The organism is Glutamicibacter sp. AGC46 (genome assembly GCF_053543715.1).
Window position 1 is genome coordinate 462,142 of sequence record NZ_JBLVOJ010000024.1, and the last position, 15,220, is coordinate 477,361.

A 15,220-nucleotide genomic window follows, 5' to 3' on the forward strand; every position below is an offset into this window, starting at 1 on the left:
GGCGGCCTTCGGACTTTGCTGCTTATGCGCTAGGCGACTGAACCGCCGGCAGTATTGGTGATCTGCGGGTCGAAGCCTTCGGCGCGCAGGTTATTGAGCACCGTCTTGGAATGCTCATGGCCCTTGGTTTCCAGGTCGATGGTGATCGCGACATCGCCCATGGACAGCGAACCACCGATACGGGTGTGGTCCAGACGGGTGACATTCGCATCCGATTCGGCGATGATGTTGGAGATCTGCGCGAGCGAGCCGGGGCGGTCTGGAAGCATCATGCGTATGGTCAAGAAGCGGCCGGCCGCTGACAGGCCACGCTGGATCACCTTGAGCATCAGCAGCGGATCGATGTTGCCGCCAGAAAGGATTACCGCGGTGGTTGCCGGATTGATCCCGTGCGCTTCCAGCTTGTTCTCCAGCAGTGCCGCGACGCCCACCGCACCGGCTGGTTCCACCACGAGCTTGTTGCGCTCCAGGAGCACCACCAGAGCTCGTGCGAGCGTATCTTCCGATACCGTCACCACGTCATCAACTAATTCCTTGATGATCGCGAAAGGCAGCTGCCCTGGCTTGCCTACAGCGATGCCGTCGGCAATGGTGTGCACGTTATCCAGCGGGACCAACGCGTCAGCGGCCAGGGATGGCGGGTAGGCCGCGGCGTTCTCCGCCTGGACACCCACCACCTTGATCTCGCGGCCCAGTTCGCGGGCCTTGGCCTTCAGCGCAATGGCGACGCCGGCCAGCAGTCCACCGCCGCCAACACCCATCAGCACGGTGTCCACCTCAGGAAGCTGTTCGAGCAGTTCCAAGCCGATGGTGCCTTGGCCGGCAATGATGTCCGGGTGGTCGAAAGGATGCACGAAGACTGCCCCGGACTCGTCGGCAAAACGCTGCGCCTCGGCCAGCGCTTCATCCACGGTGTCACCGAAAAGCACGACTTCTGCACCATGATCACGCGTCGCGGTCAGTTTCGGCAAGGCGACGCCCCGGGGCATGTAGATGCGCGCCTTGATTCCGAGGTGGCTGGCGGCCTGGGCAACGCCCTGCGCGTGGTTGCCTGCCGACGCGGCGACCACGCCTCGGGCCTTCTCGTCGTCGCTGAGCTTGGACATGCGTACATAGGCACCGCGGACCTTGAAGGATCCAGCGCGCTGCATATTCTCGCATTTGAGGAAAACTTCGGCGCCAACATGCTGGGACAAAACACGGGAATGCTCCACCGGGGTGCGGGCAATAACCGGTTTGAGTACTTCAGCGGCGGCTTCGATATCAGCCAGCGTAACCGGCAAAGTAGGTTCGGTGCTCATGGATTATTCCTCATCTGCTGTGGACTCAGGGTGCCGGGTTTCCGGCGAAGCTGTTGGTGCGGCGGCAGGTCCTGCAGCTGCAGCCGGCGGGTCGGCCTTCGCTGGGTCGCTCGCCTTGGGGCTCTGCGCCACTACTTGGTTTCCGTAGTGCTCAATCACGAATTGGTCGGTTTCCCAGGTTCGGCCCGACAGGTATTTCACGACCGCGTTGACCACCGCCAGCAGCGGTACGGCGAATAGCGCACCCGGAATGCCTGCAAGCATGGTGCCGCCGGCTACTGACAAGACCACTGCCAGCGGGTGCAGGCTCACTGCCTTGCCCATAATCAGTGGCTGCAGGATGTTGGACTCCGCCTGCTGGACCAGCAGCACTACGGCCAGCATGATCAATGCGTTGACCCAGCCATTGGCTACCAACGCGAGCAAAACTGCCAGGGCACCGGTAAACAGTGCACCGACGATCGGGATGAAGGAGCCGATGAAGACCAGGACGCCCAATGGCATGGCAAGTGGTACGCCCAGGAAGAATGCACCGAATCCGATGCCGATGGCGTCGATCAGCGCAACGATCATCTGGACTCGCACATAGGTGACCAGCGAGGCCCAGCCCCGGGTCAAGGCTCCGTCCATCGCCGGGCGGGCGCGGCGCGGCAAGAGGTTCACCAGGAACAAACCGATCTTGCGCCCGTCAAGCAGCAGGAATATCAAGGCGAAGACGGCCAGCAATGTGCCTGTCAGGATCTGCCCGATCGCGGAGGTCCAGCTGATTGCTTCACTCAGGATGTTGGTGGCATTGCCGCGAAGCTGGACGAGGGTATCGTCCAGCACCTTCTGCAGGTCGTCGTTGGTCAGCTTGAGCGGGCCATTGAACAGCCAGTCCTGGACCTGCTCGATGCCCGAAAGCGCTTGGGTCCACAAGGCGGTAAAACCGGCCGAAAGTTTTTGCCCTGCTACCGATAGCCCTGCGGTGACCAGCGCAAGGAAGCCGATGAGAGTAATGCCGACGGCCAACCCGCGAGGTACAGCAAGCTTGGAGTTCATCGTATTCACAACCGGTGAGAGCAGCCCTGCTAGCAGCGCTGCGATGAAAACCGGGATGACCAGCAAGGAGACTTTTGACAGCGCCCAGACCAGCACGCCCAAGGCTGCGACGATGATCAGGAAACGCCAAGCCCACGCTGCTGCCATGCGCATGGCATACGGCATATCCTCGGCGCTTTTGAAATCCGTCAGATCTGGCCCTGGTGTGGCAGGAGTTTCCGCCGGCTGACTCGGAAGTGAAACACGAAAACGGCGTAGACGTTCCAACCGGCTCTTCTTCATGGAACCACGCTATCGCGTTTGCCAGACAGCTTCTTGATCCATGTCTCAATTGTGACAAAAACCAAGGACCAGTGCCCGATATGGGCACTGGTCCTAGAAATCTAATTCAATATGTTTATTTGCCCTTGCCGGGGTAACCAGATTGCACAGGCTGCCTCTTATTGCTCACGCCAACTTGAAAACACGGCTCATCAGGCGCTTCGCACATGCTATCTCCGGCGGCGCATGACCGCTTCAAGGACCCTCTCCTCAGCTTCTTCACCGGGCTTGATGCCCGCGGGTACCTTGAAGAAGAAAATTGCCCCCAGTGCCCACCAAATGGCGAAGATGGCCCACGGTTCCCAGCTCAGCGAGGCCGGCATGCCGGGCATGTAGAGGCTGAAGAGCGCAGCGGTGAGCAGGACTGAAGTCCAGCCGATGATAGTCCCAGCAATTCCGTTGCCGCCAACGCGCAGCGGACGATCCATCATGGGTTCGCGCTTGCGCAGCACAAGGAAGGTTACCGAGACCAGGAAGTAGGCCACGATGATGCTTGGCGCCCCCGAATCCACGAGCCACCCCAGCATTTCAGCGCCGAAGAATGGGGCTAGCATGGAGATTCCGCCGATGAAGACCAGGGCGTTGGCTGGAGTGCGGTATTCGGGATGCAATGTGCCAAACCAGGAAGGAAGCATGCCGCTTCGGGCCAGCGAGTAGACCAGTCTGGAGGCTCCCAGCAGTAGAGAGTTCCATGAGGTCAAGATGCCGGCGATGCCACCGGCAATCAGCACCTTGGCCATCAGCTCCGAACCGAACATGGCCCCGAAGGCATCCGCCGTTGCAATGTCAGCTCCGGCCAGTTGAGCAGCTGGCATCGCTGACGCTGTGGTCAGGACAACCATGACGTACCAGATGGTGGCCAAGACTACGGAGACGACTACGAGCTTGCCAATTTGCTTGGCCGGAATATTCACTTCTTCCGCGGACTGCGGAATCACGTCGAAACCGATGAACAGGAATGGCACCGCCACCAGCACGGCGAAGAAGCCGCTGGTTCCTGGGGTGAAGAACGGTTCCATGTTCTTGGCTTCGCCGCCGGCAAAGGCTCCCACGATCATCAAGACGCCGATAACCATCAGGAAGAGCACCACGAAGGTCTGCAATACGCCAGCTTGCTTCACGCCGCGGATGTTGATCCAGGTGATCACCACCGCTGAAAGCACGCCTACCAACGCCCAGGTCAGGTTTACTTCAAAACCGGCAACAGTCCACAGGGGGATCTGGCTCATGCCCGGGAAGATGTATTCCACGGTTCGTGGCAAAGCAACCGCCTCGAAAGCCACAATCGTGACATAGCCGCCGGTAATTGCCCACGATCCGATAAAGGAAGGCCGGGCGCCCAGGGCGCGCAGGATGAAGTTATGCTCGCCACCGGCTTTGGGCATGGCCGCGGTCAGTTCGGCATAGGTCAGGCCAACGACGGCCATGATGCCACCGCCAACGAGCATGGCCAGTACCGCCCCCATGGTGCCGGCGTTATCCAGCCACCCACCGGTCAGCACTACCCAGCCGAAGCCGATCATGGCACCGAACCCTAGGGCCAGGGCATCCAAGTTGCCCAGGGATTTCACCAAGCCCGGCGGCTTTCCTGATGTTTGATCGACTCTCATTGCGTTCTTTCTGCCAAATCTGCTGTGAGTTGAGTAACTGAATAGCTACAGGAGAATCTAACCAAAGTTTCGCATGAGCGCCCAATCAGCTGTCATTTTCCATGGCATAGGCGGTTGCAGTCGATCATAAAAATTCATATTTGAACAGGCGATTAACGCACAAGGACCAGTGCCCGAAATGGGCACTGGTCCTTGCGAGCTATGCTATTGCGGCTAGTCGTCGCCACGCAGGATCGCGAGAATACGCAGGATCTCGGTGTACAGCCAGATCAGGGTCATGGTCAGGCCGAAGGCGCCGCGCCATGCCATGATGGCTGGAGCACCCTGGTCGGACAATTCCTCGATCATGGTGAAGTCGGCAACCAGTGCGTAGGTTGCCAGCAGAACGGCAACTACACCGATAACCAAGCCGAGCACTCCGCCGCGCATGCCGAACATGCCATCGATGACGCCGGTGAGCATCAGAACCATGTTGAGCAGCGAGAAGACGATCAGGCCGACCATGCCGATCATGAACATCTTGTTCAGCTTGGGAGTCATGCGGTACTTGCCCGAGCGGTACAGCGCCAAGGTTACGCCGGCAACACACAGGGTAGCCAGCACAGCCTGGATAGCGATTCCCTCAAGGCCCGGCCGGCTTTCAAGGAAGCCGGAGAGACCACCAAGGAACAGGCCCTGGGCCGCGGCATACAGCAGGATGAGCACAGGCGATGGGCGCTTCTTGAAAGCGTTAACCAGACCGAGGACAAAGCCAACCAAGGCACCTGGCAACATGAGGGCCGGCATGCCCCAGCCAATCGCGGCGCCAACAACAACCAAGGCCAGGCAGAGCACGGTCTTGTTGATCGTGGTTCCGATGGTCATGCGGCCGGTGTCGGCGCTGGTTGCAGCAGGCTGCTGGTACATCTGCTGCAGCTGGTCTGCGCTCATATTTGCGGTGTCACGGAATCCAACAGCACTTCCAGGCTTGGTTCCCCAAGCATCAGAGCGGCTGCTGGAACCAAAAATTGGATTGCCCAATGTCATTCCCCCATAGATTGCGATTGCGCCGGCACGTGGCTAGCTGAAGATCTTTTGCTTAATCCTATTGAGCATTGCTGTGAAATCACTCAGTCGGAAGGATGATATAGGGCATTTTTCCGAAGAAAAACTACTCTGTCAGCGATATTCTTGAAAGTTCTACCATCAAGGTTGCCTTGGCAGCCGATTTTGGTGGAATGCACGATGCCTGAGGTTGAACGATGGATGCGCTCCCACTTTTGGCAAAAGAAAAGCCCACTGCTGACCGGAAAATCCGGAACAGCAACGGCTTTATTCTGTACCCCCAGTGGGACTCGAACCCACAAGCCTTTCGGCAGCTGATTTTAAGTCAGCCGTGTATGCCAATTCCACCATAGGGGCAGGACTCTCAAATTTTACGTGATCGGCAAAGCAAATAGAAAATCCTTCTTTGCTGACGTACGCGAGGGGCCAATTGCTTGGCCCCTCGCATCATCGTCGACCAACTACGGCTCAAGCCTACTTCTTCGGCTTGGCCGACTCTTCGAAAGCAGTGCGTGGTGCTTCGAGGTTGTTCAGCTGCAGGGCATCGCGCTTGAAGACCAGTGCAACCAGCCAGTCGCCAACGACGCGGAACTTGCGCTCGAAGGTCGGCATGGCCATGCCGTGGTAGCCGCGGTGTGCCATCCATGCTGGCCAGCCCTTGAGCTTGATGCCAACAACCTTGGCAACGCCCTTGTTGCGGCCGAAGCCGGCAACTGCGCCCAGGTTGGAGTGCTTGTATTCCTTGATGGTGCCAACACCGTAGCGCGCAGCGTACAGGTTCTTGGCCAACAGCTTGGCCTGGCGCACTGCGTGCTGTGCGTTGGGAACGCAGGTGCCGTCCGGCAGGCCGCCGGTGACGTCCTTGACTGCCGAGATATCGCCGGCTGCCCAGGCGCCTTCCAGAGGTTCGCCGTTGGCATCCTTGATACGAAGGTCCGTGCGGGTCTCGATGCGGCCGCGCTGCTCGATTGGGAAATCGGTGGAGCGAACCATCGGGTTGGCCATGACGCCAGCAGTCCAGATCAAGGTGTCGGAACCGAACTCGCCCGCTGGGGACTTGTCGGCCATGTTGATCAGTTCCAGGTTGCCTTCTTCGGCATTGTTCAGCGAAGTGTTCAGCAAGACCTCGATGCCGCGGCTGCGCAGGTGATCGACAACCCACTCCGCCTGCTCGGCGGTGACTTCTGGCATGATGCGGCCCATGGCCTCGATCAGGACGAAGCGTGCTTCCTTCGCATCGATGCGGTCGTTGAGACCGATCAAGTGACGGGCCATGTCTTCCAGCTCGGCGATGGTCTCGATGCCGGCGAAGCCGCCGCCGACGACCACGAAGGTCAGGGCGCGCTTGCGTGCAACTGGATCAGTCATGTTCGAAGCGGACTCGATGCGCTCGGCAACCTTGTTGCGCAGGGCGACAGCCTCTTCGATGGTCTTCAGGCCAATGCCGGTTTCAGCCAGGCCAGCGATGGGGAAGGTACGGGTGACCGCACCAGCGGACATCACGACATCGGTGTATTCCAGCTCGAACTGCTCGCCGTTGACCGGAGCAATGACAGCCTTCTTGTTGGCATGGTCGATGCTCAGCACGCGGCCGTTGACCAGCTCGGAGTGCTTCAGGTGCTGACGGTGCGAGACCACAACGTGGCGTGGTTCAATCTGGCCACCGGCAACTTCTGGCAGGAATGGCTGGTAAGTCATGTACGGGTTCGGGTCGACAACGGTGACGATGCCGCCGTGTGCCTTGACCTTCTTCTGCAACTTCATCGCGACGTACAGGCCTACGTAGCCACCGCCGACGATAAGAATGCGCGGACGCTTCTGGGAGGTTTCGATGATCGACATACTGTTGATTCTACGCGGATTTTTCGAGTTAGTGAAAACATTCACTAACTATTTCCGTTCGGTGTGTCACGTCGTCGCCAGGCATGGGCGTTTCCGACTGCCGAGGTTCGCACCAACCTGTCGAATTAAGCATCGGAAGGCGCGAAAAAGCGGGGTGGATCTTCAGTTTCCACCCCGCTTTGTCCGCTATTTACTTCTCTTCTTCGGGAATCTCGTCGAACAGATCCCGGCCGCCAGCTTGATCCGGGACTTTCAATGAACTCAAGGAAGCCGAACCAAGCCGCGCCGCAGCCTTCTCGCGTCGACGACGCACCAGGGTCTGGGCGATGCCTGCAATGATCACCAGCAGCAAGAGCACTCCCCCGCCGACGATCAGCAACGGCTGAAGCGCCGGTGCCGAGTCATCGGGAAGAACCGGATCTGGCGCCGCGACCTGCTTGAGGTCCGATTTCTCCATCGAGACGCCCGGAGCTGGGGTATCAGCAGTCTTCTGGGTGTCGCGGCGGTGCACGCGAATCCACTCGCTGATCGTGCCCAGCGGGTTCTCGGATACCGAGGGGACGCTCGCCGTCACTGCCGCCTGCGCATCGATGATTCCGTAGCCGTAGAGGTTGTCCACGCCGGCTGTGCCGGTGTCCTTGGCGGTCTTCAGGATGCGGTTGATGACCTCAGGAGCTTTCATGTTCGGGTATTCCGAACGAATCAATGCGGCCACGCCCGCCACCAAAGGAGCCGCGCCGGAGGTACCGGACCAGCGCGCGTAGCCGTCATCTGGCAAGCCGCCGACCAACTGCTCGGCAGGGGCCGCAACGCCGATGGAAATGCCTTCGGTCGAGGAATCCTGCGAAGCCTTGCCGCTGGCATCAACGCCGGCCACGGTCAGCACTCCCGGAATGGTGGCCGGGGCGCCCACCTGGCTCATGCCGCCCGAACGGTTGCCTGCAGCGGCAACAATAACCACGTCATGGTCTTCTGCGTACTTGAAGGCGTCATCCCAGCTTTCCGGCCATGCCGGGCTGGTTGAACCGAGAGACATGTTGATGACCTTGGCCCCGGAATCCACGGCCCATTTCACGGCACGGGGGATCTGGGTTTCCACTGGAATCTTCGCCGGGTTGCCTTCGCCCATCCACAGCGACACAGACAGCAGGTCTGCTGCCGGAGCGACGCCGAGCACGCCGTCCTTGCCGCTCTTCAGCTTTGGCACCTTTTCGTACTCAGGTTCCTGGGGAATGTCCTCGTCTTCGTCTTCGGCGGTCTTCTTGGCCTTTTCCCACGCGGCCTTCAAGCGCTCGTTCTCGGATTTAACCCGCTTGATTTCGCCCTTGTTGTTGCCGCGCCCGCCGAGCAAGGTAGCCACCAAGGTGCCGTGCTCGCTCATGACGCCTATGGGCTTGTTGCCCTTGTCTCCGCCTGAGCCGGACATATCAGCACCGCCAACCACGGCACCCTTCAAGTCTGGATGCGCGGTATCAATGCCGGTATCAATGATCGCGACTTTGACGCCTTCGCCCTTTGTCGTCTTGTGCGCTTCGGCCACGCCCAACGACTTGAGCCAGTATTCGGACTCACGCATGTTGTCAGCGCGGGCAGGTACGCCCACGCTGAGCAGGGTGAAGGCCAACAGCGCTGCGACAAGCAGAGAGCCGAGCTTGAGGAAGCCCATTCTTTTCCTGGCACGCAAAGCTGAGCTCAAGACATCTCCTTGGGTCGGTGACTGGGTGACAGGTTCAGGCGGCGGCAGCTGAAGCCGCGATTCCGTCGAGAATATCGTGTTCGGAAGCAATCAGAACCATTTCGCGGTTCCCGCTGGCCTTTTCAAGGTAATGAAGGATGCGTTGCACAATGGCTGCGCCAGCTTGGATCACATCAACTCGTCCCGGATGCATGAAGCCCAGTGCCGCGCGCTCTTCCCGGCTGTAGGAAAGCATGCTGGCGGTGGCTTGGCGCATCTGGGCGAAGCTCAGCTGCGCCCCATGGATCTTTTCCGACTCGTACTGCTTCAATCCCAGGGCCTGGGCGGTGAGCGTCGTGAAAGTGCCTGCAACCATGATCACCGCGTCGACCTGCGCAACGTCAACCGATCCGGCCAAGGATTCCAAGGTGCTGTCCATGAATTCCAAGGCCTGGTCCGAACGCAATCCCGCTTGGTGGAACCGTTCGGTAACGCGCACACACCCCATGTCCAGGCTCTTGGCTGCCAACGGGCCGGTGGCATCACCGAGAACGAATTCAGTGGATCCACCACCGAGGTCGATCACCAGGCTCTTGCCGCTTTGCCCGTCCCGAACCGAAGCCGCACCGGCAAAGGACAGGGAGGCTTCTTCTTCACCGCTGATCACTTCCGGGGCAACGCCCAGGATCTTGGTGATCCGCTCGGTGAAGACCTCGCGATTCGATGCATCGCGGGCCGCCGAGGTCGCTGCGAAACGGATGGCTTCCACCCCATGCTCATCGCACAGCTTCTTGTACTCGCGAGCAGCTTCAAAGGTGCGCTCCAAGGCCTCGGGAGCGAAAGCTCCGGTAGCGTCAACGCCCTGGCCCAAGCGCACGATGCGCATGGTGCGCAGCACGTCGATCAGCTGGCCATCGGCCCCGATGTCCGCGATCAGCAGACGGATGGAGTTGGTTCCGCAGTCAATACCGGCCACGCGCATTAGGCATCATCCTGGTCAGCGCCCTGTGCGGATTCACGCACGGCACGCTTCCGGGCGCGTTCTGCGCGCTTGGCCGCTGGGTCCTGCTGTTCCTGGGTCTTCACGTGGCGCGAGCGGGCACGGCTCGGGGCCTCGGATTCGGTATCCCAAGCACCCACGCAGTAGCACTTGTCCTTGGACCACCACTGGGCAATCCCAGCCAGCGCTTCATCACCCAGCGGATTCACGCCCTCGCCGGCAGCCAGCGAGTGCCCTACCAGCACGTGCAAGCACTTGACGCGGGTCGGCATGCCGCCAGCGGAGACACCAGCGATTTCCGGAACGGCCCCGGTCCCCGAGCGCTGGCCAATCGCATCGCGGTTGGCCAGGTACGACTCGTGGGCATCGATATATGCCTGCGCCAGCTGCGCGTCCTCGCCCAGGCGGTCATTCATCTCGTTCATCAACCCGGCAGCTTCCAACCGCGACACTGCCGCAGTGATCACCGGGTGCGCCAGGTAGTAGGTGGTGGGGAAGGGAATACCCGAGGAAAGGCGCGGTGCCGTGGTGGCTACCAGAGGGTTTCCGCAAACGCAGCGCGCACCGATCTCCACCACATCGCGCACCGGGCGGTTCAGCTGGCGGGACAGGGTGTCGAGGTCAGCTTCGCTGGGTACTCGTCCGGCGGCGTCAAGGGCTTCGCGGATTGGCTGTTCAGTCACGGTTATAAGTCTCTTCGTGTTTAAAGTGGTTAGTCAGTGGCAGAACGTCGAACGGAGTCGAGCAGAGCATCAACCCATGGAAGTTCCTGGCGCACCTCGAAGGTGCTTCCGTTGCCGTCGGCGGGCGTCTCTTCATCCTTAGGGCGTTCACCCACCACCATGTAGAGCTTTTCACCAGGCATTACCAAGTTTATCCGCTCGCGTGCTTGCTGCTTGATGTACAGCGGGTCATCCCAGCGCGCGATCTCTGCCTTGAGGTCATCGCGCTGCGTCTCCAGCGCTTCGATCGAGGCATTCAGCTCATTCAGCTCCGCCATCTGCGTGCGGTAGAAATTCACCGTGGGCACGAGCATCACTGCGAAGAAGGCCAGGACCACGATCAAGGCGGCGATACGGCCGGAAAACCGGTGCGCAGCAACGGGTTCGCCCTCGGGGACGTGGTTCTGGCCAGACGGCTTCTGCCCCGGCTTGCGGCGTACGGCAGCAGAGAACTTCACCCGGTCATCGCGTCGGCGTTCGTTCTGCTTTTCCTTGGCACGTTCGCGCAGCGGCACCTTCGGCTTCGGCGCGTAATTTCCTGCAAATTTTTTCGGCTCACGTGACGCATCTGACGCTGGGCGTGCCGTCGATTTCGGCTGTGCTGCAACGCTTCTGGGCTTCTGCGCAGCGGGAGCGGCCTTCGGTGGGCGCGGCGTTGCAGGAGTTTGCCTGGCCTGCGCTTGTGGCCTGACGATGCGCAGAGCGTCGGTAGGCGGTTCAGCTTCGGAACCTGCGCCGTCATGTTTCGTCTGGTCAACCGGGGTTATTACGGCTTCTTCGGCCGGATCCGGAGTATTACGGCGAGGCATTCGCGGTGGTCGCTGAGCCATACTCCCCCAATTCCCGTGGTGCTTTTCTTGCGGTGTTGCCGTGGACTTGGCAAGATAATTCCATTAAATAACGAAAAGCCCGCCGGTATCCACTACCGACGAGCTTATTCGCTATTACTGAAAATTAGCTGTTGAAACGCGGGAACGCGCTACGGCCAGCGTAGACCGCCGAGGCGCCCAGGTCTTCTTCGATACGCAGCAGCTGGTTGTACTTGGCTACGCGCTCGGAGCGAGCTGGTGCACCGGTCTTGATCTGCCCGGCGTTGGTTGCCACGCAGATGTCAGCGATGGTGACATCTTCGGTTTCACCCGAACGGTGCGAGGTGATGGTGGTGTACCCGGCACGCTGCGCCATGGTCACTGCATCGATGGTTTCGGTCAGGGTGCCGATCTGGTTGACTTTCACCAGCAGCGAGTTGGCGGTGCCCTTGGCGATGCCGTCGGCCAGGCGCTGCGGGTTGGTGACGAACAGGTCGTCGCCTACCAGCTGCACCTTGTCGCCAATGGCGTCGGTCAGGGTCTTCCAGCCATCCCAGTCGTCTTCATCCAGTGGATCCTCGATCGAAACCAATGGGAAGTCGGCAACCAGGCCAGCGTAGTAGTCGCTCATTTCCTGGGCAGAGAGCGCCTTGCCCTCGAACTGGTAAGCGCCGTTCTCGTAGAACTCGGAGGAAGCGACATCCAGCGCCAGGGCGATGTCTTCGCCCGGGGTGTAGCCAGCGCGCTTGATCGCTTCGGTGATCAGTTCCAGAGCCGCGCGGTTGCTTGGCAGGTTCGGAGCGAAGCCGCCCTCGTCGCCCAGGCCGGTGGAGAGGTTCTTCTCCTTCAGCACGGACTTGAGGTTGTGGTAGACCTCGACGCCCCAGCGCAGGCCCTCGGAGAAGGTCGGCGCGCCGAGCGGGGCGATCATGAATTCCTGGATGTCCACGTCGGAGTCGGCGTGGGAGCCGCCGTTGAGGATGTTCATCAGTGGCACTGGCAGTACGTGCGCGTTAGGGCCGCCCAGGTACTTGAACAGTGGCAGGTTGGCGCTCACTGCAGCGGCGTTGGCCACTGCCAGGGAGACGCCGAGGATGGCGTTTGCACCCAGCTTGGACTTGTTGGCAGTGCCGTCCAGTTCAATCATGGTGGCATCGATGGCGCGCTGGTCGGTGGCGTCAAGGCCCTCCAGCTCGTCGGCGATTTCGTCGATGACGGACTCTACAGCACCCAGTACGCCCTTGCCGAGGTACCGGTCTTTGTCGCCGTCGCGACGCTCAGCTGCTTCGAAAGCGCCGGTGGATGCACCGGAAGGAACAGCAGCACGGCCATGCGAGCCGTCGGATAGCAGGACCTCGACCTCGACGGTCGGATTGCCGCGGGAATCAAGGATTTCGCGCGCGTGAATGGCGTCAATCAATGCCATGAGTATGGACTCCTTGTAGAAAAGGGGTGGTCTTGGGGCAGGTCAACCAGCGGTCGCTGATAAGACCGTCGGCGCCATTGCCTGTCTCTAGCCTAGCGCTTCGAAGGTGATTTGGGCGATGTTGTTGCGCCAGTTTCCGCGCCGTATTGCTGGCCCAGGGCCGCGCGCAGCACCGATTCGGCATCCAGGCCCAGCTCCTCGGCCCTCGCTGACAGGGCCATTAATTCCTTGGCCAGGGAGAACTCGTCGACGATTCGCTCACGAACCTGCTCGGTGACAAGCCCGGCCGCGGGCTGTGCCGATCCTGCTCTGGCATGGCGATCAAGCAATTTCTGCGCGAGCGCCAGGGACGGCAGCCCAGCGGGCAGTCCCGCGTTCTTCCGCTTCTTCGGCTGGCCGGCGCGTTCGGCCTGCTTCGCCGCATCCCACACGCGGATAATCTCATCCACATCCGTGATGACGTCCTGGCGGACCTGGCCCTGCTCGTCGAAAATATGCCGGTTGCGGCGCAATAGCTTCGCATTCAGCGTTTCGGCGACATCTTCCAGGCCGAAATGGTCTTGCTCCTCGGCGATCAGCGAATGCAGCAGGATCTGGAAGAACAAGTCCCCCAGCTCCTCCTTCAACAGATCCGGGTTCCGTTCAGCGATGGCGTCCAGCACCTCATAGCTTTCCTCAATGAGGTAGGTGCGCAGCGACTCGTGAGTCAGCGCGCCAGTCCAGGCGCATCTGCTGCGAAGGGTCCGTACGGTGGCGTTGAGCTGGTCTAGTTGCGTTCTGTTCTCCGGCATAGGAACATGCTATCGAAGCGGGCTTTCAGCCTGCGGCCAAGGAGCTGCCCATTGCTGCCCATTCGGGCTAGCATGGCCGTAGTTCATCCCGACGACGCGAAGGATTGCCAATGACCGTCCAAGACACCGCCCAGCTGGAATTCCTGGATCAGCTTCCAGCCAAACTCTTCATCGGCGGCCAGTGGGTTGAGGGGCGCTCCGAGCGCATCATGCGCACTGCCAACCCTTTTGATGACTCGCTCCTGGCCGAGATCCGCCAGGCCTCGACCCAAGACGTCGACGACGCCTATGGCGCTGCCGCCGCTGCGCAGCCAGGCTGGGCGGCGCTCTCCCCCGGCAAGCGCTCGAAGGTCCTGAACCAGGCCGCCGACTACCTGCAGTCGAACTTCGAGGGCATCCTGGCGCTGTTGACCGCCGAGTCCGGTTCCACGCAGTTGAAGGCGAACATCGAACTGGGCGGCACCATCGCTGCCATCCGCGAAGCAGCCACCTTCCCCACCCGCGTGCACGGCAAGATCCTGCCCTCCAATGCCGAGGGCAAGGAGAACCGGGTCTACCGCGAACCGGTCGGCGTGGTGGGCGTCATCAGCCCGTGGAACTTCCCGCTGCTGCTGTCGGCCCGGTCCGTAGCGCCCGCCCTGGCCCTGGGCAATGCGGTGGTGCTCAAACCCGCCTCGGATACCCCGCTGGTGGGAGCCTTGGTCCTGGCCAAGGCTTTCGCCGAGGCTGGCCTGCCAGATGGCGTGCTGAACGCAGTGGTTGGGTCCGGTTCGGAAATCGGCGATTACTTCGTGGCGCATCGGACCCCGTCGCTGGTTTCGTTCACCGGTTCGACTCCGGTGGGCAAGAACGTCGGGAAAATCGCGGTCAGCGGCGAGCACATGAAACGCGTGGCGCTGGAGCTTGGCGGCAACGCGCCATTCGTCGTGCTCGAAGACGCTGACCTTGACGAAGCAGCCAAGGCCGCGACCCTGGGCAAGTTCTTGCACCAGGGGCAGATCTGCATGGCCATCAACCGCATCATCGTCCAGGCTCCGGTCTACGAGGCCTTCATCGAGAAGTTCATCGAGCAGGTCGGCAAGCTCGGCTATGGCGATGCCGCCGATCCAGCCAACCTCGTGGGACCGATCATCAATGATGCGCAGTTGGCGTCGGTGAGCGGCAAGATCAAGACCGCACGTGGCCAGGGCGCCCGCGAAGTCCTGGCAGGTTCGATCACAGGCCGTGTGGTCTCTCCCCACGTCTTCGCAGATGTCACCAGCGGCATGGAACTGTTCCGCGAGGAGATCTTCGGCCCGGTCGTGGGCATCGCCAAGGCCGACTCCGAAGAGCATGCGCTGGAACTGGCCAACGACACCGAATTCGGCTTGTCCTCGGCCGTTTTCACGCAAAACCTGGAGAAGGGCGTCGCCTTTGCCCGCGGCATCAAGGCCGGGATGACTCACGTCAATGACATCACCGTCAATGATGAACCGCATGTGATGTTCGGCGGCGAGAAGAATTCGGGTCTGGGCCGTTTCAACGGCGAGTGGGCTATCGAGGAATTCACCACCGATCACTGGGTCGGCGTGCAGTCCACCAAGAAGCAGTACCCGTTCTAGGAACCACCTGCCCTTGGAACCAGCGAAGCCCGCCCCT

General features: G+C 60.8%; 12 protein-coding genes and 1 tRNA gene. 1 reads left to right on the top strand and 12 read right to left on the bottom strand.

Annotation, left to right across the window (positions count from 1 at the left end):
- Positions 1 to 29: 29 nt before the first annotated feature.
- The 12 genes from ilvA to ACNPM8_RS14200 form a co-directional block, all read right to left on the bottom strand.
- The gene (gene ilvA / locus ACNPM8_RS14145) at positions 30 to 1,301 is read right to left on the bottom strand and encodes a threonine ammonia-lyase (protein ID WP_105657446.1); all 1,272 of its coding nucleotides are present in this window, start codon (positions 1,299 to 1,301) and stop codon (positions 30 to 32) included.
- Between the two features lie 3 nt (positions 1,302 to 1,304).
- On the bottom strand, positions 1,305 to 2,495 hold the full coding sequence (locus ACNPM8_RS14150; protein ID WP_286134180.1) for an AI-2E family transporter: 1,191 nt from the start codon (positions 2,493 to 2,495) through the stop codon (positions 1,305 to 1,307).
- Positions 2,496 to 2,833: 338 nt separating this feature from the next.
- Positions 2,834 to 4,273, bottom strand: a complete 1,440-nt coding sequence (locus ACNPM8_RS14155) for an APC family permease (RefSeq protein ID WP_400342544.1) — start codon at positions 4,271 to 4,273, stop codon at positions 2,834 to 2,836.
- A 213-nt stretch (positions 4,274 to 4,486) separates the two neighbouring features.
- Positions 4,487 to 5,293 (bottom strand): Bax inhibitor-1/YccA family protein, encoded by an 807-nt coding sequence (locus ACNPM8_RS14160; RefSeq protein ID WP_426735313.1) that lies wholly within the window; start codon positions 5,291 to 5,293, stop codon positions 4,487 to 4,489.
- Positions 5,294 to 5,592: 299 nt separating this feature from the next.
- Positions 5,593 to 5,674: transfer RNA gene (locus ACNPM8_RS14165), tRNA-Leu, on the bottom strand.
- 117 nt (positions 5,675 to 5,791) lie between these two features.
- Positions 5,792 to 7,159 (bottom strand): NAD(P)/FAD-dependent oxidoreductase, encoded by a 1,368-nt coding sequence (locus ACNPM8_RS14170; RefSeq protein WP_105657442.1) that lies wholly within the window; start codon positions 7,157 to 7,159, stop codon positions 5,792 to 5,794.
- A 190-nt stretch (positions 7,160 to 7,349) separates the two neighbouring features.
- Positions 7,350 to 8,855 carry a S8 family serine peptidase gene (locus ACNPM8_RS14175; RefSeq protein WP_105657441.1) on the bottom strand — a complete coding sequence of 502 codons (1,506 nt, stop codon included), beginning with the start codon at positions 8,853 to 8,855 and terminating at the stop codon, positions 7,350 to 7,352.
- Between the two features lie 34 nt (positions 8,856 to 8,889).
- Complete coding sequence (locus ACNPM8_RS14180) at positions 8,890 to 9,816, bottom strand: Ppx/GppA phosphatase family protein (RefSeq protein ID WP_400290112.1); 927 nt, start codon at positions 9,814 to 9,816, stop codon at positions 8,890 to 8,892.
- Positions 9,816 to 10,517: a DUF501 domain-containing protein gene (locus tag ACNPM8_RS14185; protein WP_448940045.1), complete on the bottom strand. Its 702-nt coding sequence runs from the start codon at positions 10,515 to 10,517 to the stop codon at positions 9,816 to 9,818. Before ACNPM8_RS14185 ends, ACNPM8_RS14180 begins: the two co-directional genes overlap by 1 nt.
- Positions 10,518 to 10,546: 29 nt before the next feature.
- The gene (locus ACNPM8_RS14190) at positions 10,547 to 11,386 is read right to left on the bottom strand and encodes an FtsB family cell division protein (RefSeq protein ID WP_286134178.1); all 840 of its coding nucleotides are present in this window, start codon (positions 11,384 to 11,386) and stop codon (positions 10,547 to 10,549) included.
- Between the two features lie 124 nt (positions 11,387 to 11,510).
- Complete coding sequence (gene eno / locus ACNPM8_RS14195) at positions 11,511 to 12,791, bottom strand: phosphopyruvate hydratase (protein WP_105661703.1); 1,281 nt, start codon at positions 12,789 to 12,791, stop codon at positions 11,511 to 11,513.
- Between the two features lie 92 nt (positions 12,792 to 12,883).
- Entirely contained in the window at positions 12,884 to 13,582 is a 699-nt protein-coding gene (locus ACNPM8_RS14200) for a MazG nucleotide pyrophosphohydrolase domain-containing protein (RefSeq protein ID WP_105661702.1), read from the bottom strand.
- A gap of 110 nt (positions 13,583 to 13,692) precedes the next feature.
- On the opposite strand from ACNPM8_RS14200, the gene ACNPM8_RS14205 reads away from it, so the two are divergent.
- On the top strand, positions 13,693 to 15,183 hold the full coding sequence (locus ACNPM8_RS14205) for an aldehyde dehydrogenase family protein (protein WP_400342539.1): 1,491 nt from the start codon (positions 13,693 to 13,695) through the stop codon (positions 15,181 to 15,183).
- Positions 15,184 to 15,220: the final 37 nt, after the last annotated feature.

What these genes read in the sequence shown, in the direction of transcription:
- ACNPM8_RS14170 (WP_105657442.1), bottom strand. Translation starts at nt 7,159, where the DNA reads ATGTCGATCATCGAAACCTCCCAGAAGCGTCCGCGCATTCTTATCGTC.
- eno (WP_105661703.1), bottom strand. Translation starts at nt 12,791, where the DNA reads ATGGCATTGATTGACGCCATTCACGCGCGCGAAATCCTTGATTCCCGC.
- ACNPM8_RS14190 (WP_286134178.1), bottom strand. Translation starts at nt 11,386, where the DNA reads ATGGCTCAGCGACCACCGCGAATGCCTCGCCGTAATACTCCGGATCCG.
- ACNPM8_RS14150 (WP_286134180.1), bottom strand. Translation starts at nt 2,495, where the DNA reads ATGCGCATGGCAGCAGCGTGGGCTTGGCGTTTCCTGATCATCGTCGCA.
- ACNPM8_RS14180 (WP_400290112.1), bottom strand. Translation starts at nt 9,816, where the DNA reads ATGCGCGTGGCCGGTATTGACTGCGGAACCAACTCCATCCGTCTGCTG.
- ilvA (WP_105657446.1), bottom strand. Translation starts at nt 1,301, where the DNA reads ATGAGCACCGAACCTACTTTGCCGGTTACGCTGGCTGATATCGAAGCC.
- ACNPM8_RS14205 (WP_400342539.1), top strand. Translation starts at nt 13,693, where the DNA reads ATGACCGTCCAAGACACCGCCCAGCTGGAATTCCTGGATCAGCTTCCA.
- ACNPM8_RS14155 (WP_400342544.1), bottom strand. Translation starts at nt 4,273, where the DNA reads ATGAGAGTCGATCAAACATCAGGAAAGCCGCCGGGCTTGGTGAAATCC.
- ACNPM8_RS14200 (WP_105661702.1), bottom strand. Translation starts at nt 13,582, where the DNA reads ATGCCGGAGAACAGAACGCAACTAGACCAGCTCAACGCCACCGTACGG.